Below are 25,909 nucleotides of genomic sequence, written 5' to 3' on the forward strand. Positions count from 1 at the left end.
AACCTAAAGGCTCTTGTTCCGCTAGGAATATAACGTTGTACCTCTGCAGGGTTTCCGGTGATGCTTGCTCCTTCAGGAAGCTCGGTTAATTGACCGGTGGCATTGGCATTGCTTAAGAATAGTAAATCTCCGTGATTGGTTAAACTTGTTTGGAAACTTAAATCTCCTAATACAGATAGGCTTGCTCCTGGGTTAATTACAATACTGTAAGCTTCTGCTGAGTTTGTAGCAGCAACCAAAGGTTGGTTGGTAACTTGGTCTATAACGGCATTGCTGGTAGTGCTAGGCAATCCACTTGTCCAGTTTCCTGCGGTATGCCAGTCGGTATTTATGTTACCTGTCCAATAGGTTTTAATTCCATGATGTTCAAAAGCTCCAATATCTATAGTGCTACCAAACAAACGTGTATTTCCTGCTAAGTCGGTGTCGTTATTTAGGTCTCCTGTGTAAAGATTGTTACTACCTGCATCTATAGCAGGACTTCCATCTTTTAAGCTATAATCACCGTTGTAAAGGTCTGTAAAAATATCGGTTTCGCTTAAGCCCGTAGCATCGACGTTTCCGTTAACTGTATTACTATCACCTTCTATTAGAGAATGAATAGCAGTATAATTACTGTTATTATTAACTATACCTCCCCAAACAATAGTATTGTTTATGGCTGACGAAGAATAATAATCATTGTACATCCCGCCACCGCTTCGAGTTGCTATGTTATTTACAATTGTTACATTGGTCAAGCTAGGCGAAGAATAATTATAATTATACATCCCCCCTCCGTTATTAGTTGCAGAGTTCTCTGTAATGCTTACATTGGTTAAGCTTGGTGAAGAATGATAATTATATACTCCACCACCATTATATGCTTTGTTTTTTATGATGTTAAGATTGATTAAGTTGGGTGATGAAGAAGAAATATTATACATCCCCCCACCAACAGTTGCTGAATTCCCTGTAAGACTTACATTGGTTAAGCTAGGCGAAGCAGAAGTATTATACATCCCCCCACCAGCATATGCAGCGTTTCCTGTAAGGCTTACATTGGTTAGGCTAGGCGAAGAAGAATAATTACACATCCCACCACCATTATGTGCAGCGTTTCCTGTAAGGCTTACATTGGTTAGGCTAGGCGAAGAAGAATGATTATACATCCCACCACCACCAGAATTTGTAGCGTTTCCTGTAAGGCTTACATTGGTTAAGTTCGGCGAAGAATTTACATTATAAATTCCTCCTCCGTTTCCTCGTCCTACGTATAATAAGTTAACATAAGTACCATTGTAGCTGCTAGCATTTCCTCCTGTAATACTAAAGCCATCTATTAAGGAGCTACCATTATTTCCTGCCGAGATAACCACATGGTAAGCATTTTCTGTGTTATTAGCAATGCTCAGTGTAGCCCCGCTTCCTGTTATGATATCATCATCGTTAAAATCTCCACTTAAAATGCTTCCTGTGATTTCAGAAAAATCTCTAGTATGCGTTAAGTTGGTAATGCCATTGACGGGGTCAAAACCCCCATAAAGTTGTACGTTTGTAACTAACACAAAAGCGTTGTCACGGTTGGCATCATTGGTGTAATTTCCGTCTTCGGCACTATATAAAGGCTTATATGTTCCTTTAGCTACGTAGATTTGTAGGGGCTGACTATCAAAAACCGAACTATCTGCATCTTGTTGTATTCTAGCCCATTTTAAGGCATCGGCAAGTTCTGGGGTGGCGTTTGCCCAAGAATCTCCTGCTTGTGTGCCTCCAGTAACATTTTTGTTTACATAAAGAATGTTGTTAGTACTTGGGTTAATAGTAACGGGTTGATTTTCATAAGCTCCCATATCTATAAAACTGCCAAATAAACGTGTATTTCCTGCTAAGTCGGTATCGTTATTTAGGTCTCCACCTGCGTTGGTGTAAGCGGTGTTATCTCCTGCATCTATGGCAGGGCTATTGTATTTTAAGCTATAATTGCCGTTGGCAGGGTCTGTAAAAATATCGGTTTCGCTTAAGCCCGTAGCATCGATGTTGCCGTTATTTGTATTGTTGTCTCCTTCTATCAGTGAGTGGTTTGCGGTGTAATTACCGTTCCAACCCTTATATAAGCCTCCCCAAACAATGGTATTGTTTATGGCTGGTGACGAAGAATTATTATACATCCCATCACCGCTTTGAGTTGCTGTATTCCCAGCAACTGTTACATTGGTTAAGCTAGGCGAAGAATAATAATTATATATCCCACCACCATCAGTAGCAGAGTTTTCTGTAATTGTAACATTAGTTAAGCTTGGTTTAGAAAACCGATCATTATACATCCCTCCACCATCAGTAGCAGAGTTTTCTGTAATTGTAACATTAGTTAAGCTTGGTTTAGAAAACTGATCATTATACATCCCTCCACCAGAATCTGCAGCGTTTCCTGTAAGGGTTACATTGGTTAAGTTAGGTGTAGAAGAAGAAGAAGAATTATACATCCCACCACCATTATTTGCATCGTTTCCTGTAAGGCTTACATTGGTTAGGCTAGGCGAAGAAGAATAATTATACATCCCCCCACCAGAATTTGCAGCGTTTCCTGTAAGGCTTACACTGGTTAAGTTAGTTGAAGAATTTACATTATAAATCCCTCCTCCATTTCGTTGTCCTACGTATAATAAGTTAACATAAGTGCCATTGGAATTGCTAGCATTCCCTCCTGTAATACTAAAGCCATCTATTAAGGAACTACCATTATTTCCTGCAGAAATAACCACATGGTAAGCATTTTCTGTATTATTGGTAATGCTTAGTGTAGCCCCGCTTCCTGTTATTACATCATCATCGTTAACATCTCCACTTAAAATACTTCCTGTTGTTTCAGAAAAATCTCGGGTATGGCTTAAGTTGGTAACACCATTGGTAGGGTCAAAGCCTCCGTATAGTTGTACGTTTTTAACCATAACAAAAGCGTTGTCACGGTTAGCATCATTGGTGTAGTTTCCATCATTGGCACTGTATAAAGGCTTATACGTACCTTTGGCTACATAAATTTGCAGGCTATCGTTTTGTAGCCAACTGTTGTTGGCATCGTGTTCTGTTCTAGCCCATTTTAAGGCATCGGCAAGTTCTGGGATGGCGTTAGCCCAAGAGTTTCCAGAGCCATTACCGCCTGTTACGTTTTTATTTACGTAAAGAATCCCATTGCTTGGTGTTGGTGTTTGCGCTTGTGCTTGTGCTGTGCTAGGATAAGCAACCCATAGTGCAAACAATAAGGAAAGTATGCTTTTAACATACAAACTTGTTTGATAATAATTTCTCATAATTTTGATTGATTTTTATAGGATAAAATTTTTAAGGTGTTACTAAATAAAAAGAAGAGTTTTGTAGCTTTAAATAATAAAAGTGTAAAAGAAGCTCTTTTGTTTTTCACCTCAAAAAAAGCAGCGTTACAAAAGCGTTACAGTTTATAAGTGACTAAAAATGTATTAATTAAAGATGGGTTTCTAAAGAATAAAACCAAAAAAACACCTTAAAACACCAACTAAGACGCTTAAAGTTTATTTATTTCACAACAGAATAAATCAAAAAATGAAGATTACTGTGAAAGAATTTCACACACAGGCATAAAACTGAAACTAAATTTAACAGGCTACAATGTATTTACAGAACATAAACACCCCATTGGGTTTACATCTTTAACTAAAAATAATCGTATTAAGAATAGTACGGATCAAAAAAATTACTGGAGATAAAAACTAAACAGAAGCTTTTTGTTTTTCTTTTTCTCTATCGTTTGGATGTATTGTTAAATACTCCTTCGGAAATAACAGCTTTATGTTTTCGTAAGAATTTCGTAATGCTTTTTGTGTTTGTTCAAAGTTTTTCCATTTCACTTTGGTAATCCCTTCATCTAGCTGAGGGCTAAGCTCTCCCGTAAAAGCAGTTTTCATTTCAAACCAATAAGTTTCTTTTAGTCTGTATTTACCGTTACGCTTTAATATATGGTACGTAGTTTCTATAAAACGCGTAATCTCTAAACCTTCTACTTTTGTTTCTTCCTCAACTTCACGAATGGCTGTTTCTTCTATTGTTTCGCCTTTATCCGCCTTTCCTTTTGGCAAATCCCAACGTTTATTTCGATAAATAAATAAAATTTCCCCTTTAGTATTATACACCAAACCACCACCTGCAATAACAGATTTTAACTGCTTACGAAGATGTTTCAATAATTTTTCTTCTTTTTCATGATAAAGATTAACATAAAGAAGTTCTCCTTTTTCTATTTTTTTGATAAGCTTTTTTATTTTTGCTTTTTTGATAGGAAAAGAAGCGTATTGAGAACCCACCTTCTTTTCTGTAGATAGAATTATCGGAATATCGTTTATAAAAACTTTGTACATTTACCGTTATGATTTTAGATAAAGAAACCGCCAAAAAGACAGCACAATTATTATTGCAAATTAAGGCAATAAAATTAGAACCACAAGATTATTTTACATGGGCTAGTGGATGGAAATCACCTATTTATTGTGACAACAGAATTATACTTTCCTACCCTCCTATTCGTAACTACATCAGAGAAAATCTTGCCAAACAAGTAGAAGCCCTTTACGGGAAACCAGACGTAATTGCCGGAGTAGCTACAGGTGCCATTGGCATAGGTATGCTTGTTGCAGAATACCTAAATCTGCCCTTTATTTACGTTAGGCCCGAAGCAAAAAAACATGGTCGCCAAAACCAAATAGAAGGCCACTTAACACCTGGGCAACAAGTTGTAGTTATAGAAGATTTGATAAGCACAGGAAAAAGTAGCCTTAACGCCATTAATGCACTAAAAAAAGCTGACGCCAATGTAAAAGGTATGCTCGCTATATTTTCTTATGGATTTGATGCCGCTAAAGAAAATTTACAAAACACACCTCTAAATACTTTAAGCGATTACGACCACCTTATCGAACAAGCCTTCCAAACCAGTTACCTAAATAAAGAAGAGTTTGAAACACTAAAAACATGGAAACAAAACCCCGCAACTTGGGGAAAATAACATTATGAAAATAGAAGGACCAAATACCAGCGTAAACAAAAGTCAGGAAGAATTATTTAACTTTCTTACAGAAGTGGCTAACTACGAAAAAATAATGCCCGAAAATACCCAAAAGTTTGAAATTTTGAGCGATAATAAATTCTTATTTCAGCTTAAAGGAATGCCAGAAATAGGACTTAAAATCCAAGAACAAAAACCAAACGACACCGTAGTACTAGGCTCGATAAGTGATAAATTTGCTTTTTCCCTTACAGGAAACATTACGGCCACAACAGAGGCTACTAGTGATATTCAGCTAGTTTTTGCCGGAGAATTTAATAGCATGATGGCTATGATGATAAAGTCTCCACTTAAAAAATTTGTAAATACACTAAGCGAAAACTTAGGAAAGCTTTAATACAATTGCTTTATTTCTTTTATCGCAAATTGTTTTTCTTGCGTTTCTAACGCTAAATTCAAAAAACCACTAGGGGTAACCTTTGTAATTACCCCTACCACATTCTCGCCCGAAGGCAATTGGTATGTAGCTACTTTTTTATATCCTAAAAGCTTTTGATAATAAACAGCCAAAACAGCCTCTATCGGCTGTTTTTGTTTTTCATAAATATTGGTTTCTATCGTATTGGCTAGCTTTTCTGCCAACTCCTCCAAATCGTATTTTTTTCCTGTAACAGCACTTAATGAAGTTACCTTAGGCAGGCTATCAAACAAAAGCTGATTAACATTTAAACCAATCCCAATAATACTGGCATTAATTTTAGCTCCCACAACCACATTCTCTATCAAAATGCCACTTACTTTACATTTATCTGCCAAAATGTCGTTAGGCCATTTTATTTCCACTTTCGGAATTTTTATAGCTTCCAACACTTCTATCACACTTAAAGCCACCAATGCACTTAACTTAAACTGTTCGGCCAGCAAAATATCAACATCCTTTATCAGCACGCTAAATGTAAGGTTTTTACCCGCTTCCGCATGCCAGACCGTTCCCATTTGCCCCTTCCCAGAAGTCTGCTTTTCCGCAACAACATATACATTACCACAAGCTTTTTGCTCACGATAATAGGCACTTAAAAACACATTAGTAGAATTGGTGGTATGAACTTTGATACTACGCATATAAATATTTTTACAAAACAAAAGAATAATGTTCTGTTAAGGCTACAAAAGAAAGCCAAAAAATAATAACTTTGCAGATTAACTTATAAAATTTATACATGGCTAAAGAAAAATACAACACAGACCAACTGATAGCTGCCATTCTTGAAGGAATAGAAAACGTAAAAGGAGAAGAAATAAACCTTTTAGACTTACGAGAAATTGAAAATACGGTTTGTGATTATTTTATTATCTGTAGCGGTTCGTCTAATACTCAGGTAAATGCCATTGTAAGCAGCGTCCAAAAAGTAGTAAGCAAAACCCTAAAAGAAAAACCTTGGCACGTAGAAGGAACCGATAATGCCGAATGGGTACTTATAGATTACGTAAACATCGTTGTACATGTTTTCCAAAAACAAATTAGAGACTACTACGATATTGAAAGCCTATGGGGAGATGCTAAAACTACCACCATCGAAACAAATTACTAATACACCTTTTTTTTGATATATGACAAAGAATCAGCCTAAAAAGAGCCCTAACAATAAGCCTAAATTTAGTTCTTATTGGATTTATATTGGTATTATCCTAATATTTTTAGGGATACAATTTTTTGGAGGCTCAAGCTTTAACGAACCTAAAAAAACAAACTTAGCGCAATTTGAAGAGTTTCTAAAAAACGGAGACATCCAAAAAGTAGTGGTAGTTAACAAGCAAACTGCCAACGTTTACCTTACCAAAGAAGCCGAAGCACTAGAAAAACACAAAAAACCTAAAGAAAGTGATTTTTTTCCAACAGGAGATACACCAGATTATACTTTTGAATTAGGAGACTTACAAAACTTCGAGAATAATTTCGATAAAATAATTGCCGAAAACAACCTAAAAACCATACGTACTTACGATACCCAATCTAACATTTGGGGAAGCATCCTAATCCAAGCCCTACCTATTATAATTATTGTAGCACTATGGATTTTTATCATGAGAAGAATGAGCGGTGGCGGTGCTGGAGGTCCTGGCGGACAAATATTTAACATCGGAAAATCTAAAGCAAAATTATTTGACCAAAATACCGACATTAAAGTTTCCTTTAAAGATGTTGCAGGACTTGAAGGAGCTAAAGAAGAAGTACAAGAAATTGTAGATTTTCTAAAAAATCCTAAAAAATATACCTCCCTAGGAGGAAAAATTCCAAAAGGAGCCCTATTAGTTGGCCCTCCAGGAACCGGAAAAACCTTATTAGCTAAAGCCGTTGCAGGAGAAGCCAAAGTACCGTTTTTCTCCTTATCTGGATCAGATTTTGTAGAAATGTTTGTGGGCGTAGGAGCATCTAGAGTTCGTGACTTATTCAAACAAGCAAAAGAAAAATCGCCTTCTATAATTTTCATAGACGAAATAGACGCTATTGGTCGCGCTAGAGGTAAAAGCAATTTTTCTGGCTCTAACGACGAACGCGAAAACACACTTAACCAACTGCTTACAGAAATGGATGGCTTTGGTACCAATACCAATGTAATTGTACTTGCGGCAACCAACCGCGCCGATGTATTAGATAAAGCATTAATGAGGGCAGGACGTTTTGACAGACAAATCTATGTTGATTTACCAGACTTGCGAGAGCGTCAAGAAATTTTTGAAGTACACCTAAAACCCCTAAAAAAAGTTAACGAAGAACTCGATACCGAGTTTTTAGCTAAACAAACACCAGGATTTTCTGGCGCAGACATCGCTAATGTATGTAACGAAGCCGCATTAATTGCAGCCCGTAAAGGTAAAGAAGCAGTTGGAAAACAAGATTTTCTAGATGCCGTAGATAGAATTGTAGGAGGTCTAGAAAAGAAAAACAAAATAATCACCCCAAAGGAAAAGAAAACCATAGCTTACCACGAAGCAGGTCATGCTACAGTTAGCTGGATGTTAGAACATGCCGCACCACTGGTAAAAGTTACCATTGTACCTAGAGGCCAATCGTTAGGAGCCGCTTGGTATTTACCAGAAGAAAGACTTATAGTAACACCAGAGCAAATGTTAGACGAAATGTGTGCTACTATGGGAGGGCGTGCTGCAGAAAAAGTAATGTTCAACCAAATTTCCACAGGAGCATTAAGTGATTTAGAAAAAGTCACCAAGCAAGCCAAAGCAATGGTTACCATCTACGGGCTTAATGAAAAAATAGGAAATCTCACCTATTATGACTCGTCTGGACAAAGTGAATACAATTTCACAAAACCTTATAGCGAAAAAACTTCCGAGTTAATAGACAAAGAGATTTCTAACATTATAGAATCTCAGTACATACGTGCTATCGAGCTACTTACAGAGCACAAAGATAAACTTACTGCTCTTGCCGATATTCTATTAGAAAAAGAAGTGATTTTTAAAGATGATTTACAGCGTATTTTTGGAGATCGTCCTTTTGCTAAAGAAGAAGAGACCGTAAAAAAAGAACAATTTAGAGAAGATATAACAGAACCTAAAGATTAAAAAACAGCTTATTCTGTTAAAATCTGTTAACATTTTAGAAAAAACTTGATTTAATTAATAGTTAAATCAAGTTTTTTTATCTTTGGAGATAAGCCCAAAAAAATAGTTATTGTTAATATGCCTATGAACCTATTTAAGAAACTGTTTGGTTCAAAAACTTCTGAAGAAAAACACGTCCCTAAACAAAAAGAACACGGGAAGTATATGCCCGAACCTAGCACCCCAACCGATGAAAAGTTTATGAAAAACTTTATTGGGAACGGAGGAAAGTTTCTCTATTGTGAAAACGAGCAAGAATTACAGACTGTTTTTAGCGAAATTATGGCCGAAAACACCTGGTATAATGGCAATTGCTTTTGTTATGATAATAATTTAAAAAGTATTTTTAATAATTTCGGGCTAGAATTTTCTACCAACAAAGACGCCGATTTTTTTCTCTCAGACTGCGAATATTTAATTGCAGATACAGGAGCTATACTTATTTCATCTAACCAGATAAAAGAAAAAAAATTAGTAGATCTCCCCGACAATTTTATCATAATGGCAACCACTAGCCAACTTATAGAAACTATTAGCGAAGGGCTACGAGGCATAAAAATAAAAAGTAAAGGAACTATCCCTTCCAACATAAGTACAATTAAAACTTTTGGAGATAAAAAAGATGGTGACTTTATGACCTATGGATGTACAAGTAAAAACTTATATTTGCTGCTTTTGGAAGATTTGTAATTTACCATTGGTACTCTTTAACCACCATTTATGAGCGAAACCCTTACTAGAAGTATATCTGGAGCTTTATACATAATTTTATTAATTAGTGCTACTTACTTTTCAGAATATAGTTTTTATGCATTATTAGCTTTCTTTGGGATAGGAAGCTTAATCGAATTACAAAAACTATTACAAGTAAAAAACTACTTTTCTTACTTACTCCTTATCTTTTCTATCCTCTATTTTTCAATATACAAGGATAGTTTAAGTGATATTTTTTTACTTATTCCTACCTTAATTTTTAATGCTTTACTGATAAAAGATTTATTCTCTACCCATAAAACTTCTTTTTTTAAACACAAAAAACACCTTTTTATCTTTTTTTATTTAATAGCAGCAATTGTTTTTATGCTTTTAATTCCTTTTCAAGAGCAAAAATTCACTCCACTACTATTAATTAGCTGCTATACACTTATTTGGGTTAATGACAGTTTTGCATACCTGGTAGGTAAAAACCTTGGTAAGCATAAGCTCTTAGAACGAATTTCACCTAAAAAAACAATAGAAGGTTTTTTAGGTGGTGCTTTTTTTAGCATTTTAGCCAGTTATATTTTATATATTTGTACTGATATTTTTACAAGTTTTATCATTTGGCTTGGTTTAAGCTTAATTATAACTATAACAGGAACCCTTGGAGACCTAATCCAATCTAAACTAAAACGCCAAGCAAATGTAAAAGATAGCGGAAAAATAATGCCAGGACATGGCGGTTTACTAGACAGGTTAGACAGTATACTCTTTTCCTCTACATTTATTTATACGTATATGTTAATTATAAACTATGTTTCATAAAGAAGGCTTTAAAATAATCCTTGTAACATTAATAGTTTTTATTCTTATTAATTTTGCAGCTACATACGGAATACCTCAAAATTGGTTACGGTATTTAATTTTTGGTATAAGCGCTATATTCCTTATACTCATACTCCAATTTTTTAGAAACCCTAAGCGTATTGCAGAGATCAACACCAATCACGTAGTAGCCCCAGTAGATGGAAAAGTTGTTGTTATTGAAGAAGTATTTGAAAAAGAATACTTTAACGACAAACGTTTACAAGTATCCATTTTTATGTCTCCAGTCAATGTACACGTTACCCGCTACCCTGTAGGAGGAAAAGTTGTTTACAGTAAATATCATCCTGGAAAATACTTAGTTGCATGGCACCCAAAATCTAGCGAAGAAAACGAGCGCACCACTGTTGTTGTTAACTCGCCCGTTTACGGAGATGTACTACACAGGCAAATTGCAGGAGCATTAGCAAGACGAATTGTAAATTATGCAAAAGTAAACGATACAGCCGTACAAGGTAGCGATAGTGGTTTTATAAAGTTTGGCTCTCGTGTAGATGTATACCTACCCATTGGCACAAAAATTAATGTGAAACTTAACCAGAAAGTTAAAGGTGCAGAAACCATTATAGCAGCCTCCTCTCCCATTGCTTAACTTATGAATACCGAGCTAGACAAAAAATTTAACGACGCAATAGAACGTGCTAGCTGCACTTCTCAGGAGTTTCCTCCTGATGTACTTTTATTATTTTATGCATACTACAAACACGCCCTAGGAGAAAACCCAAAACTCCAACTAGACCATTCTCACAAAGCAAAACACCTCATCAAAGCTTTTAAAATGAATGCCTTAATACAAGTAAAAAGCTTGAGCAAAGAGCAAGCTAAGGAAAAATACATTGCCTTAGTAAACAAATATATTCCCACTAAAAAATAACCTCATAACTACTGCTAACCTTAACCGTTTTCCTTATAAATCCTTAAGGAATTAGTAAGCGTTTTTAAGTAAAATTTAGTTTTCCAAAAAGAGTTTTTTACTGCTTTCTCTACTAAAAAAACCACTATTTTATTGTTTTTCGGGGTAAAATTTAAAGTTTTTACACAGTTTTTACATAGCCATAAAAGCATTTTTTTGAATAAAAAAGAGAGATTTTTAGCAACAAAACTTATTTTTTTAAAATACTGCGGTGCTCTTAAAAAATACTCTAGAGTTTTGGATTGAAAGTACCGCAGTTTTTTTTAAAAGCTCTGCAGTATTTAAACAAAAGTTAAGGTGTTTTTTTAAAAAACTGCGGTACTTTTTTGGGTGTTTTTAAGGTAAAAAAAATCGTCTTTTTGTTTTTTGAGGAACAAAAAGACGATTTTTAATTTATTTTTCTCCGATTGTTTATGCGTATTTTTCTGCGGTAAGCTCGGTTATTTTACAGATTACTTCTGTGGCTTTTATCATGCTTTCTACAGGAACGTACTCGTATCTGCCGTGAAAGTTATGTCCGCCGGCAAAAATGTTTGGGCATGGTAAGCCCATGAAGGATAGTTGTGAGCCATCTGTACCGCCACGTATTGGTTTTATAATGGGGGTAATGTTTAGGTTTTTCATGGCTTCTTCTGCAATATCTACAATGTGCATTACGGGTTCTACTTTTTCGCGCATGTTGTAGTATTGGTCTTTTATATCGAGTTCTATTACGGTATTGCCGTGTTGTTTGTTTATTTCGTTGGCAAGGTTTTGCATTACTTCTTTACGTGCTTCGAAGTGCTCTTTGTCGTGGTCTCTTATAATGTAATAGAGGTTTGTTTCTTCTACTTTTCCGTTTATTTGTGCTAGGTGGAAGAAGCCTTGTCTGCCTTCGGTATGTTCTGGGGTTTCTAGGCGTGGTAAGGAGTTTATGAAATCTTGTGCTATGTACATGCTGTTTATCATCTTGCCTTTTGCGTAGCCTGGGTGTACTATTTTCCCTTTTACTTTTACGCTTGCTCCTGCTGCATTAAAGTTTTCGTATTCTAGTTCGCCTATTTGGCTTCCGTCCATAGTGTATGCCCATTCTGCTCCAAACTTCTTTACATCAAATTTGTGTGCGCCTCTACCAATTTCTTCGTCTGGGGTGAAGCATATTCTTATCTCTCCGTGTTTTATTTCTGGGTGTTTTACAAGGTATTCCATGGCGGTTACTATTTCGGTTACTCCGGCTTTATCGTCGGCTCCTAGTAGGGTTGTTCCGTCTGTAGTAATTAATGTTTGCCCTTTGTATTGGAGTAGGTCTTCGAAATAATCTGGCGATAGTACAATGTTTTCTTCGGCGTTAAGCATAATGTCTTTACCATCGTAATTTTCTACGAGTTGTGGTTTTACGTTTGCTCCGGTAAAATCTGGCGAAGTGTCAAAGTGTGCTACGAAGCCAATCACGGGAACTTTGTGTGATACATTGCTAGGTAGGGTTGCCATTACGTAGGAGTTTTGGTCTATGCTAACGTCTTGTAATCCTATTGTTTTAAGCTCTTCGGCTAGTTTGTTGGCTAGGTTCCACTGTTTTTCGGTACTTGGGGTGGTGTTGCTATTTGGGTCACTTTCGGTATCTATAGTAACGTAGCTTATAAATCTATTTATCAGGTGTTGTTTATCTATCATAATATGCTAATTTTCTTCAAAAATACAACAACCTAAATTTAGTTGCAAAGACTTGGGCAAAGGCTTTGCATTTTTTTTATTTAGCGTATTTTTGCTAAAATTTAGAAACTTATGTATAAAGCCTTTATCCGCCCGATTTTATTTAGTTTTGATCCAGAAAAAGTTCATCATTTTACTACCTCGATGCTTAAATTTTCTTTAAAAACGCCTCTTTTAAGTTGGGGTATTAGAAGGCATTATGGGTTGGAAGATAAGGCGCTAGCACGTGAGGTGTTTGGGCTTAAGTTTAAAAACCCTATTGGTTTGGCAGCAGGCTTTGATAAAGATGCGAAATATTTTGATGAAATGAGCCAAATAGGTTTTGGTTTTGTAGAAATTGGTACGCTTACGCCGAAACCTCAACTGGGAAATCCTAAAAAACGTTTGTTTAGGTTGAAGGAGGATAAAGCAATTATTAACCGAATGGGGTTTAATAATGGTGGGGTTGCTGCGGCAGTTGAACGTTTGAAAGGCAGAAATCCGTCGATATTATTAGGTGGAAATATTGGTAAAAACAAAGTTACGCCTAATGAGGCTGCGGTAGAGGATTATAAAATTTGTTTTGAGGCTTTGTATCCTTATGTAGATTATTTTGTGGTAAACGTTAGCTCGCCTAACACTCCTAATTTAAGGGCTTTGCAAGAAAAAGAGCCTTTAACCAACTTGTTACAGACTTTGCAAATACTTAATGCGGAAAAACCTAAAAAGAAACCGATACTTTTAAAAATAGCACCCGATTTAACCAACGAGCAGTTGCTGGATATTATCGAGATTGTACAAACAACGCAGATAGCTGGTGTAATAGCTACCAATACTACTATTGGGCGTGATAATTTAGTAGCTGAGAATAAAAAAGAAACTGGCGGATTAAGCGGGAAACCTTTAGCAAAACGTTCTACGGAAGTGATTAAATTTCTAACAGAACAAAGTGGAAATGCTTTCCCTGTAATAGGTGTTGGTGGGATACACTCGGCAGCAGATGCTTTAGAGAAGCTTGCTGCTGGGGCGAGTTTGGTGCAATTATACACAGGTTTTATTTACGAGGGCCCAGGCTTGATTAAACAAATTAAAAAAGCACTGCTTGCTAAATAATGTTAGAACAGGTAATTCCGTTTTTAACGGCATCGGTAATACTTACGCTTATGCCAGGCCCCGATGTGGTTTATGTGCTTGTGCAAAGCATAGCCTATGGTAAACGCACAGGGATTGTAATAAGTTTAGGCTTAGTTACAGGTGTGTTGGTGCATACAAGTTTGGTGGCTTTTGGGGTTTCTGCCTTGTTAAAAAGCTCGCCTACTTTTTTCTTTTTTATCAAAATGATAGGAGCTTTCTATTTGTTTTATTTAGCGTATAAAGCGTTTAAAGCAAAACCCGAAATAAACCTTAATCAAACCAACCCAATAGTACAAAAAAGTGCGTGGTATTACTATAGGCAAGGCTTTTTTATGAACTTGCTAAACCCAAAGGTGTTGCTGTTTTTCTTATCGTTTTTTCCTGGTTTTTTATGGAAAGATACGCAGCTAATTAAGCAATTTTACTTGTTAGGAGGTATTTTTATCGTGCAGGGCTTGCTTATATTTTCATTGATAGCTGTAATGGCATCTTCTTTAAAAAAATATATACTAACGCACAAAAACGCATTACAGGCCATAGCTTATGTACAAGTATTTATGTTTAGCCTTTTAGGAATACTTATCTTATTTAGTTAGTAGGACTAAAAATATTTAGTTTGTAGGTAAGAAAATGTATATTTGAAGCATGGATAAGTTGAAAATAATAGAATGCCCTAGAGATGCTATGCAAGGAATAAAAAGTTTTATTCCGACCGAAAAAAAAGTAAGGTACATACAAGCTTTATTAAATTGCGGTTTTGATACGATAGATTTTGGAAGTTTTGTATCGCCAAAAGCAATTCCGCAGATGGTTGATACGGCAGAAGTTTTATCAAAGTTAGATTTATCGGCCACAACAAGTAAACTTTTGGCAATAGTAGCCAATGTACGTGGTGCAGCAGATGCAGCAAAACATCCAGAAATAGCATATTTAGGATATCCGTTTTCGATTTCTGAAAATTTTCAGATGCGTAATACCCATAAAACTATCGAGGAGTCTGTAGAGGTACTTCGGGAAATTTTATCTATAGCAGCAAAGACTAATAAAGAAGTCGTGGCATACCTCTCTATGGGATTTGGTAATCCGTATGGCGACCCTTGGGATGTAGATATTGTAGGCAGCTGGACCGAACGACTTTCTGAGATGGGCGTAAAAATACTTTCGCTTTCCGATACTGTGGGTACATCTACCCCCGATACAATTACCTATTTGTTTGAGAATTTAATTCCGAAATATCCGCACATAGAGTTTGGAGCGCATCTGCATACTACCCCTACTCAATGGCACGAAAAGGTAGATGCTGCTTACAAAGCAGGTTGCAGACGTTTTGATGGTGCGGTACAAGGCTTTGGAGGTTGCCCAATGGCAAAAGATAAATTAACTGGAAATATGCCAACAGAAAAAATGCTTTCGTACTTTACTCAACAAAAAGAAATAGATTTTGGAGTGAAAATGACAAGCTTTGAAGCGGCTTATAACAAAGCAACCGAGCTATTCTCCGTTTATCATTAAATGATAATAAAAGTATACAAAAGTGCTTTTATTAAGTTTTTGCTTTTAGCTACATTACAAGTATTTGTTTTTTGATAAGAAAAGTGCTAAAAAATTATATATTTGCAAGCACCACTAAAAACTTAACAATGAACAAAAAACTATTCCTAGGAGCGTTTTTACTGATGTATATCTGTACTTACGCCCAACAAACTACACAGTTTACTGTATTTGATAATGTATTGTATTACGACACCTACACCAGTTTACTTAGCGACTCTGAATTGTTAGAGCCTGTATCGCCCGATATTATTAGGCATTCAAATACGCTATATGCAAAAAAACTAACCGCCCAACAATTAGCAAGTATAGGCAATACTTTATCTGCCGAGGTTACTATAAATGCAGCTTGCGATAATTACGACCGCTTAGGGCATGTTTACCTATCGTTTGTACCTAAAGGACAGCAAACCTACAATACAGCTAATGTTTTACGTACAGAAATAGCAAGGTTTATAACCCCTTTTATGAATAAAAATGTAGGAAGCAACGAGGTTTCTTATCAATTTTCTTTAGACAATATCTCTTACTTACTTTCCGATACTGCTACACTTAATACCTATGATATTTGGGCAGAATTAGATGTATCTGGCGTTCCTTATGCTGCACAAACCCAAGTAGCCGGTTGTACAGATAGGATAGATACTTTTTATGGAACACTTACATTTACCACAGGAGTAGATACTAGTGTAAGCTATGCAGACGATATGGAGTTTATATCACTTAGTACACGAGAAAATTTAAACAATTATAATGCTACCGATGTAACAGGAGAAACAACCAAATTGATGAGTTTTACTATACAAAACCCTATTAATAATGCTTATTTATATTTGATAACTTCCAACCATGGTGCAAACTCTAATGGAGAAGAGTATAACAGAAGAAGGCATTTTGTATATTTAGATAATAATTTGATTTACAATTATATCCCAGGAGGTAAGTCTTGCGAGCCATACCGCCAGTACAATACACAAGGAAACGGAATATATCACGGTAAACCAACAGGATTTAACAACAGTCCACACCCTAGACGCTATTGGATGGAATGGAACAATTGGTGCCCTGGAGATAAAATCCCGATACGTAAAGTAGCTTTAGGAAACTTAACCGCAGGAACTTATACCCTAAAAATAGATGTTCCCGATGCTGTTTTCTCTAACGGCGAAGGTTATATTCCTGTAACGGCATACATCCAAAACAGAGACAATGCAACATTAACCGAATGTACACAAGCTTACGATATTAGTTTAGCTTCCAATCAAAATGATATAACCGTAACTTGCTTAGAATATGCACACCAATGGGAAATACTTTATGGAAAAATAGAAGGCAATACAGACGAAGATCTCTATAACTCATACTATCCAGAAAACTTTGCTCTGGTAAATCCTGCAACAGATCAGCATTTTTTAGCTAACTTACAAGATAATACAGTATATCAAGTTTATGTACGCTCAATATGCCAAAGCGGAAACGAAAGCCTTTGGTCTGAGCCTTATTACATACAAGTAAACGAATCCTTATCGGTTCTTGCAACAGAAAAGCCATTAGTAAAGGTTTATCCTAACCCCGTAACAGATGTACTTAACATTACTTCAGATAACCAACCCGTTTCAGAAATAAATATCTACAATACTTTAGGGCAACTTCAGGGAAGCACTACACAGGACAGCATCAATATTTCTCATTTATCAAGAGGAGTTTATTTGGTAAAAGTGCGCTTGGCAGACGATAAAGAACAAAGCTTCCAAGTGATAAAAAAGTAGTTTTGTAAAAACAATTAAAAGAAGTCTAAACCATGTAAAAGCTATCAGAAATTTCTGGTAGCTTTTATTTTATACCAAAGTAAAGCAAGAAGCCTTAAAAAGCTGTTATCTTTGAAAGAAAAATATAAAAATGCTTACCGCAGAAAATTTACATTTTTCCTACCAAAACAATAAAGTACTTAACAACATTTCGTTCAGCGTTCCACAAGGAGAGCACGTATGCATAATAGGAGAAAGCGGATGCGGAAAAAGTACTTTGTTAAAAGCCATTTATGGTTTACTAGATTTGGACGAAGGAAAATTATTTTGGAAAGAAAAACAAATTTTAGGTCCAGCATATAACCTTATTCCTGGGGAAGCTTACATGAAGTTTTTAACCCAAGAAAACTCCTTAATGCCCTATATAAGTGTTTTAGAAAACATTAAAAAATTTCTAAGTAGGCAACAAGCAACACAAAGTAATGATAGAGCTCACGAATTACTCGCGATAATAGACATGGAAACTTATGCAAATACCAAGGTGAAATTTCTAAGCGGCGGACAAAAACAGCGTGTAGCACTAGCGCAAGTGTTAGCTAAACTTCCCAAAGTATTGTTGCTAGATGAACCTTTTAATTTTATAGATAACTTTAAGAAAAATAATTTACGTAGAAATGTTTTCCGTTACCTAAAAAACAACAACATTACATGTGTATTTGCAACACACGATAGTACCGATATGTTGGGTTTTGCCGATAAAGCTTTAGTGATGAAGGAAGGGAGAATTATAGCAAACACCACGCCAGAACAATTGTATAATAATCCGCTAAATTACTACACAGCATCCTTGTTAAGTGAAGTAAATAAAATACCTTTAACTTATTTTGACAAGAAAAATACTTTAAAAAAGCACGTATTACTCTACCCTTCTGAAATAAAAGAAACCTCAAACGGTTTTATTACAGGGCAGGTAATTAAAAGTTATTTTACAGGAGAAAATTACTTAATAGAAGTTTTATTAACCAGAGGTGAGGTTATTTTGATTACTTCTCAGATACCTTATAATAAGCAGGAAAAAATAGCGCTGTATGTAGAGGAAAGCCTTTGGAACAAGCGTATACGATAAATCAAAAAAGGTTTTTATACCGAAATATAAAAACCTTTTTCCTAAAAAAATAAAACTATTTATCTAGAATAATTTGGAGCTTCGTTAGTGATGGTAACATCGTGTGGATGACTTTCATTAATTCCTGAAGCTGTAATTTTTATAAATTTGGCGTTACTTTTCATACTTTCTATATCTTTAGCGCCGCAATACCCCATTCCTGCACGTAAGCCTCCTATAAATTGTGTCATACTTTCATAAAGTTCTCCTTTATAAGGAACACGCCCTACAATACCTTCAGGAACAAGTTTTTTAATGTCATCTTCTACATCTTGGAAATACCTATCTTTAGAACCTTTTTCCATGGCTTCTACAGAACCCATTCCTCGATAAGATTTAAACTTTCTACCTTCATAAATAATGGTTTCTCCTGGAGATTCTTTTGTACCAGCAAGTAAAGAGCCTAGCATTACACAATCTGCTCCGGCGGCTAGTGCTTTAGGGATATCTCCTGTATAACGGATTCCTCCGTCGGCAATTACAGGAACACCACTACCTTTTATAGCATCAGCAACTTCTAATACGGCAGAAAATTGAGGAAAACCAACGCCAGCTACTACACGAGTTGTGCAAATAGATCCTGGTCCTATACCTACTTTTACTGCATCGGCTCCTGCTTCAACTAAATATTTAGCAGCTTCTGGTGTGGCTATATTTCCTACAACAACGTCTATATTTTTATATTTTTCTTTAATGGTTTTTAATACTTGAACTACACCTTTGGTATGCCCATGGGCTGTATCAATAATAATAGCATCTACCCCTGCATTGATAAGAGCCTCGGCACGATCTACAGCATCGGCAGTAACTCCAATTGCAGCGGCAACGCGTAGGCGCCCGTATTGATCTTTGTTAGCAATTGGTTTTTGGGTTAATTTTGTAATATCCCTAAAAGTAATAAGCCCAACTAATTGATAATCAGAATTTACTACAGGGAGTTTTTCTATTTTGTGTTGTTGTAGTATCTCTTCTGCATCACTAAGCGAAGTTCCCTCTGAAGCGGTAACTAGACTTTTTGCCGTCATGATTTCGGTAATAGGGCGTTGCAGGTTTTTTTCAAAACGCAAATCTCTATTGGTTACAATTCCTATAAGTTTTTTATTTTTATCTACAATAGGAATTCCACCAATACTATGTTCTTTCATGGCTGTTTTTGCATCTTTTACAAGAGCATTTTCGGCTAGCGTAACAGGGTCTATAATCATTCCGCTTTCGGCACGTTTTACTCTTCGTACTTTTAGGGCTTGCTGCTCTATTGTCATGTTTTTGTGCAATACACCAATACCTCCTTCACGAGCTATAGCTATAGCCATACGCGATTCGGTAACTGTATCCATTGCAGCAGATACAATAGGAACGTTTAGGCTTATATTTTTCGTGAATTTTGTTGTGATATTTACTTCTCGTGGAAGTACTTCGGAATAGGCGGGGATAAGCAATACATCATCGTATGTTAAGCCTTCTCCTATAATTTTGTTTTGGTGTGCTGTCATGGCAATTAGAGATTTAATTGCATACAAATATACGATTTTGTATAAAAAACAGACTAATACTTTTTAGTTTTTATAGGTAGTTTTTTTAAAAAAAGTTCTTTTACTCATTGCTACTTAGTTAAATAAATATTTTTGTCTGTGTGAAGTAAAAAATAAAAACGATTGGCATGTACCAACCGTTTTTATCTAATTATATAATACTTTTATTAAAAAACATTAACCTCACTATAAGAACTATTACTTACCGGAAGCACTACATAACCTGCTTTGAGAGGATATTTTTTCACTAGAATCTCATAGGTGATTTCCTCATTTTCAGAACCTTCTGTATATAGGGTGAAATCTTGAAACATAGTTATTTGTTCACCACCTTCAGATAACCTCTTTGTGCAATCACCAGCACCAGAATTACAAGGTGTACAAGCTTTAAAGTTTTTGCTTTTATCAGGAATACACATAGTTGCATCTTTTGAACATATAGAAGTACAAGTGATACCTTTGTAAACTACTGCTCCGTTTTCTAATACAGATAAAGCTGAAGTTGCTGCTTTATTATTAGCGTATAATGTTCTAAAAAAATATACTTCATCTGAATAAATTAAAGTGGTATTAACAACCTTATTATCTATACCTAAACTGACTTGGAAATTATTAATTGCTTTATCATTTCGTTTAACTACCGCAAAAGTATGGTGGTTCTCTTCATTTAGGTTATTAAGGCTACTTTTTTGTGTAGCAGTTACATTTTTATCAATTGTATTTTGATGTAAAGTTGCATCTTTATGGTTTGTATTACATGCAAAACACACCAATAAAAAGATTGACAATAGCAAGGTTTTCATAAAATTAAAATTTTAAGACTATACGAAGCAATAAATATAATTAAAAATAGTAATATTTAAAAAAAAACACTTTTTTATGAAGATCTTGGTAAAATATTCATTAACATAACAAGACCATCTTGGCCTATGTTTTGTATTTCGTAGCCTCCATATAATTCTACTCGGTAAGAAGTTTTTCCGTTTTTATAAAAATAAAAGTATATGGTTATGCTGTAAACAATAAGAGGGCAGCTCCATTCTTCAATGCAAAAGTGTTCTTCGCAAATGGCTCCTTGCAACTCAAAGCCTAACTCTTTTAGGACATCGATATCTAAGGGTTTAGATTTTATACATTCTGTTTTTTGAATAAGTATAGATTCCATAATAGTATCTAAAACTTTATCTATATTTTGCTGTTTTGTTAGCTTAGGGCAATCGTCATCTTCTATATTCTCCAGAAGCTTTTCTTTTATAAGCGCTCTTAAATTCATTAAATATTATTTTGGTTAGTTAGGGTTATTTATGCCATATTTTCCTTATACGAATATTGAAAACTTGTATAGTTTTTAGAACCTGATTTCTCTGAAGTCTTATAAAAAATATAATTAAGGTCTAGATTATTTCGTTTACAAATAGCTAGAATAACCTCATAGTCTAGCCTGTTTCGTTTTTTCCAATTAGAAAGCGTATTGGGTTTTACTCCCAAGAGCTTACAAAGCTTACGATCTGTTTTTAAGTTGAATTCTTTCTTGAGTCTTTCAAGGACATCTATTACCTCAATTACTCTATCCATAATATTTCTTGTTTCGTTAATTGCACATTAAAAAGTAGTCCTATTTAGACTAAAATTTTAAACTCAAATATAGGAAAAAAATGTTTAATAATTGCTTAAGTGCTTAAAAAACAACACTATATAATTATTATCTAGACTTGTTAAGTAGTGTTAATTTTTACTTAAATAAGATACTTTAAAGTGAAAATTAACTTAAAGCTATTGAGCTGTAAATTAGTATATTACAAAATGGTCTAAATAGGACTACTTATATCCTAATAAATTTTGTAGATTATCTACCTAAAAAATCGATAAAATGACATTTACATTTTTCTTATCAGAGCAAGAGTTTTTAAAAAATATTTATATAAAAGTTAACGAGTTAGGCAATGGATTAACTTATACTTTAAAAACACCATTAAAAATCACAAAAAAGGATTGGGACGCAGACAAGCAACGCCCCATAAATATATACCTTAAAAAGTATAAATTGTTAAATATAAAACTAAACAATATAAAAAAACACTTACTCGAACTTCTTGAAGAAAAAAAGCATTTAAGCAAATACGCCAAACAAAAAGAAATACTAAAAAAAATTAAAGAAGTTTGTTTACAACAGGAAACAACACTTCCAAAAAACTCATTACTGCATTACATGCAATGGTATATAGATACTAGAAAAGAGCTTATTTGCCATTCTACTTATAAAAGATACAAGGTATTTTACCGATTATTTGAACGTTTTGAAGGCTTTATAATCAAACAATTAACAATAACAGAAATAAACAGTAGCTTTATCAAAAAATTTCTAAAATTTGGAGCACAAGAAGAATATAGCGAAAACACCATATACCGAAGTATTCATTTTATAAAAACAATTTTAAACTTTGCAGAGCGACAAGGTATTAGAACAGCCGTGCGTGAACTAGATATACGTAGAGAAAAACAACATAAAGAGGTAGTAACCCTTTCAGAACAAGAGTTAGTAACGGTAAGAAAAACAAAGGTAAACCCAGGACTTCAAGCTGCCAAGTCATGGCTTTTAGTTAGTTGCTATACTGGACAGCGTTTTTCTGATTTTATGGGTTTTTCTAAAAAACAATTAACAACAATAAATAATAAGTTATGCATAAGTTTTATTCAACAAAAAACTCAAAAGAAAATTTTATTACCACTACATCCCGTAGTATTAAAAGTTTTAGAGAATAACAATGGAAATTTCCCAAGACGTTTAGACATAAACGAATATAACGAACAAATTAAAGTTATTGCAAAACTAGCCAATCTCACCAAAAGGATTAAAGCTAATAAACGTTTAGGTTACCGCTCAAGATACGTAGAAACAGAAAAATGGGAACTTATCTCTAGCCATATAGGAAGGAGAAGTTTTGCTACAAATTTTTATGGTAAAATACCTACACCTTTATTGATGTCTGCTACAGGGCATAGTACAGAACAAATGTTTCTAAAATACATAAACCCTATAGATGAAACTCGTATAGAAACCTTAAGTAATTATTTTAACGAAATACATGCTAATCTAATTAAAAAACCTGTTCAGGTTTAATCTAAACAGGTTTTAATATTTTATAGCAAGTATTTTTTATGCTATTATCGTTAATATTTTAATAAGTTTTAATCATATCTTTAGGAAGCACCAGGTTAAATTCGGTAGGGATGTAATTTTCTGTTGGCAAACTTAGTTTTTCATCTTCGGCTTCGAATAGTTGGATTACGGCAATTTTCAAATTAGGCTTAAGTTTTTTAAGGTACCAATAAATACCGCCATGTTGTTTACTGTGGTAATCTCCGTTATAATGTACAAACAGGTAATTTTCTTGTAAGTTTTTAGCAATAGATTCTGCCATAGTAGCATCCTTTACGGCTTGCGCAGCTACAAAATTCATAGCACGGCTTCCTGCATGATCTCCCATCATCTCTATCATTTCTGGGTAACCAGGTGTTTCTAACGTAACTTCTACAGGAAGTTGCATCATGTATTTTTTTTCTTCTGGCGAAACACTATTTAAACTGTCTAAACTTTTTTTAGCAACAATAGCAGCGTACCTTCTTGGTATATTGGTAGCGATAAACTCTAGCTGATTATTTTTAGCAAAATCGACCAAAGGCTTATAATCGGTTTTAAAGTTATTCCACAAGCGCATGCTGTCTTTTAAGTTTTTTGCAGCGATGTTTCCTTTTAAATAGCTGTTTAAAGCCTGCTGATTGTCACGTTCAAACATTTCGGCACCTAAGGTTAATTTCGCTTCTTTTTTTGCATAAAGAGCTTTGGTAATACGTAATTGCAACCAATGGTTAATGGAGTTATTATGGTGTTCGCCTATTAGAACTACATCGTATTTTGCTAATTTTTTTGTAAGTTTTGTAAAACTTACTTTTTTGCCTTTTTCGTTATAAAACTGGAAGGCTTTAGCTTTTTGAGCAGTGGTAATAGTAAAACTAAAAATAAAGGTAAAAAGTAGTAAATATTTCATAGCGTATTTTTAAAAAAAATCATACGCCTAAGTTAATCAATTTAGGCGTATAATTTATTTAGTTGTATTAAGCTTCAAGGTCTTTAACAAGTTCTCTCCAGCTTTCTAATTCAGGTATTCCTGGTTTTCTTTTTCCAAAAAACTGCACAATAATGTCACCTTCTTTATTGAAAACCTCAACAGCTGTAACATCGCCATCTTCAGTAGGTTTTCTCACCACCCAAGTTTCTGCAATTTTATCGGTGTTTAAATGAAGGTTAAAATCAGGGTCTAAAACATTAATCCACGTATTGTGCCACATCGTTTTTTTAATTGCTCCTGTATGAATTTGGATGTTACCGCGGTTACCCACAAAAACCATAATAGGTAATTTGCGTTTTGCGGCTTCTTCTAACAAGCTAACAACTTTTTTATTGTCTATTTTTTTTGCAAGAGTTTCGTTAGGCGCAAGGCGTAAGGCTTGTAAGCGATTTAGTTTATACTTGCGTAGCATTCCAAAGAAATTGTGGGTGTCTTTTAAATTTACCCAATCTTCTTGAAAGCTTTTCACATCGATTTCATTATCTGGAGTTTCTATTGGTTTTGGGGCAACCTCTTCGGTATCTACTAAGGCATCTTGCGCTATGCTTTTATATTTTTCTACAAGATTTGTATAAGCTTCCTCATTACTGGTTTTGGTAAGGTAAATTTTATGGATTGCCATCCCATCTTTTCCAAAAAACTGTAAAGATTTTCTTTCTCCCTCTTCTACTGCAAATGCAAATTTCCAATGGGTAAGAAAAATACGCATATCTATATCATCTCCTACAAAAAGTTGTGCGTGTGGGCTACTAAAATCTGCATTTAAGTAAGTTCCTTTACGCTCGTGTACACATTCTTCATTACGTGTTAGCCCCATAACTTTACCAAGGGATTCTATTTCTTGAAGAATTTCTGCAAACTTAGGCTCTAGACGTGTTACGCCTTCGTTTATTTTTGTTGCGAGTAATTCTGCCTCGCTTACTTGTAATAATTCTGCGGCATTTCTAATGCGTAGTTTAGGTTGCTCTTCTTTTAAAGCATCCCATTTTTCTTTTAAGGTATTTTGTGCTGTTGTGTTCATGGTAATTTATTTTTTAAGTTGTTTTATTTATATTTTTTTAGATTACCCGAAAATAATCATGGGTTTTTTAGTAATTGGGTTGTCACAAATTTTACACGGAAAGCCATAGGTTTTGGTAATAATATCTTCGGTAAAAACTACTGATGGTTCTCCCTGAGAAACTATTTTCCCTTTATCCATCAATACTACTTTGTTGGCAAATTGTGCAGCAAGATTAAGGTCGTGAATTACCACAATGGTTGTATTAGCCTTTTGGGTAAAATCTTTTATTGTTTTTAGTATTTTATGTTGATGTTTTACATCTAAATTATTTAGAGGTTCATCTAGAAAAAGTAATTTATGTGTTATACTATTTTCAAGTTGCGCTAAAACTCGCGAGAGGTGTACACGTTGTTTTTCTCCTCCAGAAAGTGAGTTATAGGCTCTATTTTTCATGTGAAAAACATCGGTTTTTCTCATGGCATTTTCTGCTGCTTCAAGATCTTCTCTTCTGGGGGAAGCCTCAAAAAACGGATAGCGTCCCATAATAACTACATCTTTTACGAGAAGCGGAATATCTGCAGGGTTGTGTTGAGAGAATTTAGCTTTATTTTTTGCAAGATCATCGATATTCCATTCTGAAAATGTTTTCTCTTTAAAAAAAATACGTTCTGTATCTTTTGTTTTTAATTCATTTGCCAATACATTTAGCAATGTAGACTTCCCTGCACCATTAGGTCCAACAATAGCTAAAAGCTCTCCGTATTCTATAGAGACATCTATTCCTTTAAGAATATGGTATTTTTTATGGCTGTAAGAAACTTGGTGCGCTTTTATCAT

General features: G+C 34.8%; 25 protein-coding genes. 14 read left to right on the forward strand and 11 right to left on the reverse strand.

The window, feature by feature from the left end:
• Positions 1-3,290, reverse strand: a 3,290-nt coding sequence (locus GGR32_RS05405) for a choice-of-anchor Q domain-containing protein (RefSeq protein ID WP_221403695.1), incomplete at its 3' end; no start/stop codon positions are given.
• Positions 3,291-3,725: 435 nt separating this feature from the next.
• On the reverse strand, positions 3,726-4,370 hold the full coding sequence (locus tag GGR32_RS05410; protein ID WP_183477177.1) for an NUDIX hydrolase: 645 nt from the start codon (positions 4,368-4,370) through the stop codon (positions 3,726-3,728).
• 8 nt (positions 4,371-4,378) lie between these two features.
• On the opposite strand from GGR32_RS05410, the gene pyrE reads away from it, so the two are divergent.
• On the forward strand, positions 4,379-5,014 hold the full coding sequence (gene pyrE, locus GGR32_RS05415) for an orotate phosphoribosyltransferase (protein ID WP_183477178.1): 636 nt from the start codon (positions 4,379-4,381) through the stop codon (positions 5,012-5,014).
• A 4-nt stretch (positions 5,015-5,018) separates the two neighbouring features.
• On the forward strand, positions 5,019-5,411 hold the full coding sequence (locus GGR32_RS05420; protein ID WP_183477179.1) for an SRPBCC family protein: 393 nt from the start codon (positions 5,019-5,021) through the stop codon (positions 5,409-5,411).
• Here GGR32_RS05420 and GGR32_RS05425 read toward each other — a convergent pair.
• Positions 5,408-6,136: a biotin--[acetyl-CoA-carboxylase] ligase gene (locus GGR32_RS05425; RefSeq protein ID WP_183477180.1), complete on the reverse strand. Its 729-nt coding sequence runs from the start codon at positions 6,134-6,136 to the stop codon at positions 5,408-5,410. The genes GGR32_RS05420 and GGR32_RS05425 overlap by 4 nt on opposite strands.
• A 98-nt stretch (positions 6,137-6,234) precedes the next feature.
• On the opposite strand from GGR32_RS05425, the gene rsfS reads away from it, so the two are divergent.
• The 6 genes from rsfS to GGR32_RS05455 all read left to right on the forward strand — a co-directional run bounded on the left by rsfS (position 6,235) and on the right by GGR32_RS05455 (position 11,099).
• A complete protein-coding gene (rsfS, locus tag GGR32_RS05430; RefSeq protein ID WP_183477181.1) occupies positions 6,235-6,606 on the forward strand; it encodes a ribosome silencing factor in 372 nt (123 codons plus the stop codon).
• Positions 6,607-6,625: 19 nt separating this feature from the next.
• A complete protein-coding gene (gene ftsH, locus GGR32_RS05435; RefSeq protein ID WP_183477182.1) occupies positions 6,626-8,602 on the forward strand; it encodes an ATP-dependent zinc metalloprotease FtsH in 1,977 nt (658 codons plus the stop codon).
• Positions 8,603-8,719: 117 nt separating this feature from the next.
• Positions 8,720-9,331, forward strand: a complete 612-nt coding sequence (locus tag GGR32_RS05440) for an LUD domain-containing protein (protein WP_343066426.1) — start codon at positions 8,720-8,722, stop codon at positions 9,329-9,331.
• A gap of 30 nt (positions 9,332-9,361) precedes the next feature.
• Positions 9,362-10,165 carry a phosphatidate cytidylyltransferase gene (locus GGR32_RS05445; protein ID WP_183477183.1) on the forward strand — a complete coding sequence of 268 codons (804 nt, stop codon included), beginning with the start codon at positions 9,362-9,364 and terminating at the stop codon, positions 10,163-10,165.
• Positions 10,155-10,817, forward strand: coding sequence for a phosphatidylserine decarboxylase family protein (locus GGR32_RS05450; RefSeq protein ID WP_183477184.1), 663 nt, complete (start codon positions 10,155-10,157; stop codon positions 10,815-10,817). The genes GGR32_RS05445 and GGR32_RS05450 overlap by 11 nt, the downstream gene beginning before the upstream one ends.
• Before the next feature lie 3 nt (positions 10,818-10,820).
• A complete protein-coding gene (locus tag GGR32_RS05455) occupies positions 10,821-11,099 on the forward strand; it encodes an acyl-CoA-binding protein (RefSeq protein ID WP_183477185.1) in 279 nt (92 codons plus the stop codon).
• A gap of 450 nt (positions 11,100-11,549) precedes the next feature.
• On the opposite strand, the gene pepT is transcribed toward GGR32_RS05455, so the two are convergent.
• Complete coding sequence (pepT, locus tag GGR32_RS05460; RefSeq protein ID WP_183477186.1) at positions 11,550-12,791, reverse strand: peptidase T; 1,242 nt, start codon at positions 12,789-12,791, stop codon at positions 11,550-11,552.
• Positions 12,792-12,902: 111 nt separating this feature from the next.
• Between pepT and GGR32_RS05465 the strand changes: the two genes are divergently transcribed.
• The 5 genes from GGR32_RS05465 to GGR32_RS05485 all read left to right on the forward strand — a co-directional run bounded on the left by GGR32_RS05465 (position 12,903) and on the right by GGR32_RS05485 (position 18,368).
• A complete protein-coding gene (locus GGR32_RS05465; RefSeq protein WP_183477187.1) occupies positions 12,903-13,922 on the forward strand; it encodes a quinone-dependent dihydroorotate dehydrogenase in 1,020 nt (339 codons plus the stop codon).
• Positions 13,922-14,539, forward strand: coding sequence for a LysE family translocator (locus GGR32_RS05470; RefSeq protein WP_183477188.1), 618 nt, complete (start codon positions 13,922-13,924; stop codon positions 14,537-14,539). Before GGR32_RS05465 ends, GGR32_RS05470 begins: the two co-directional genes overlap by 1 nt.
• Before the next feature lie 49 nt (positions 14,540-14,588).
• A complete protein-coding gene (locus tag GGR32_RS05475; protein WP_183477189.1) occupies positions 14,589-15,455 on the forward strand; it encodes a hydroxymethylglutaryl-CoA lyase in 867 nt (288 codons plus the stop codon).
• 128 nt (positions 15,456-15,583) lie between these two features.
• A complete protein-coding gene (locus tag GGR32_RS05480) occupies positions 15,584-17,263 on the forward strand; it encodes a peptide-N-glycosidase F-related protein (protein ID WP_183477190.1) in 1,680 nt (559 codons plus the stop codon).
• Between the two features lie 130 nt (positions 17,264-17,393).
• Positions 17,394-18,368, forward strand: a complete 975-nt coding sequence (locus GGR32_RS05485) for an ABC transporter ATP-binding protein (protein WP_183477191.1) — start codon at positions 17,394-17,396, stop codon at positions 18,366-18,368.
• A gap of 59 nt (positions 18,369-18,427) precedes the next feature.
• Here the strand turns inward: GGR32_RS05485 and guaB are convergent, their stop codons facing one another.
• The 4 genes from guaB to GGR32_RS05505 all read right to left on the reverse strand — a co-directional run bounded on the left by guaB (position 18,428) and on the right by GGR32_RS05505 (position 21,514).
• Entirely contained in the window at positions 18,428-19,900 is a 1,473-nt protein-coding gene (gene guaB, locus GGR32_RS05490; protein ID WP_183477405.1) for an IMP dehydrogenase, read from the reverse strand.
• 206 nt (positions 19,901-20,106) lie between these two features.
• Positions 20,107-20,742, reverse strand: a complete 636-nt coding sequence (locus GGR32_RS05495) for a hypothetical protein (protein ID WP_183477192.1) — start codon at positions 20,740-20,742, stop codon at positions 20,107-20,109.
• 74 nt (positions 20,743-20,816) lie between these two features.
• Positions 20,817-21,212: a hypothetical protein gene (locus GGR32_RS05500; RefSeq protein WP_183477193.1), complete on the reverse strand. Its 396-nt coding sequence runs from the start codon at positions 21,210-21,212 to the stop codon at positions 20,817-20,819.
• Between the two features lie 29 nt (positions 21,213-21,241).
• Positions 21,242-21,514 carry a helix-turn-helix domain-containing protein gene (locus GGR32_RS05505; protein WP_183477194.1) on the reverse strand — a complete coding sequence of 91 codons (273 nt, stop codon included), beginning with the start codon at positions 21,512-21,514 and terminating at the stop codon, positions 21,242-21,244.
• A 295-nt stretch (positions 21,515-21,809) separates the two neighbouring features.
• On the opposite strand from GGR32_RS05505, the gene GGR32_RS05510 reads away from it, so the two are divergent.
• Positions 21,810-23,060, forward strand: a complete 1,251-nt coding sequence (locus GGR32_RS05510) for a phage integrase SAM-like domain-containing protein (RefSeq protein WP_183477195.1) — start codon at positions 21,810-21,812, stop codon at positions 23,058-23,060.
• A 58-nt stretch (positions 23,061-23,118) separates the two neighbouring features.
• Here GGR32_RS05510 and GGR32_RS05515 read toward each other — a convergent pair whose 3' ends face one another.
• The 3 genes from GGR32_RS05515 to GGR32_RS05525 form a co-directional block, all read right to left on the reverse strand.
• A complete protein-coding gene (locus tag GGR32_RS05515) occupies positions 23,119-23,988 on the reverse strand; it encodes a ChaN family lipoprotein (RefSeq protein ID WP_183477196.1) in 870 nt (289 codons plus the stop codon).
• Positions 23,989-24,055: 67 nt separating this feature from the next.
• Entirely contained in the window at positions 24,056-25,090 is a 1,035-nt protein-coding gene (locus GGR32_RS05520) for a hemin-degrading factor (protein WP_183477197.1), read from the reverse strand.
• 42 nt (positions 25,091-25,132) lie between these two features.
• Entirely contained in the window at positions 25,133-25,909 is a 777-nt protein-coding gene (locus GGR32_RS05525; protein WP_183477198.1) for a heme ABC transporter ATP-binding protein, read from the reverse strand.

Origin of the sequence: Mesonia hippocampi (assembly GCF_014197445.1) — a bacterium.
Taxonomy (GTDB): Bacteria; Bacteroidota; Bacteroidia; order Flavobacteriales; family Flavobacteriaceae; genus Mesonia; species Mesonia hippocampi.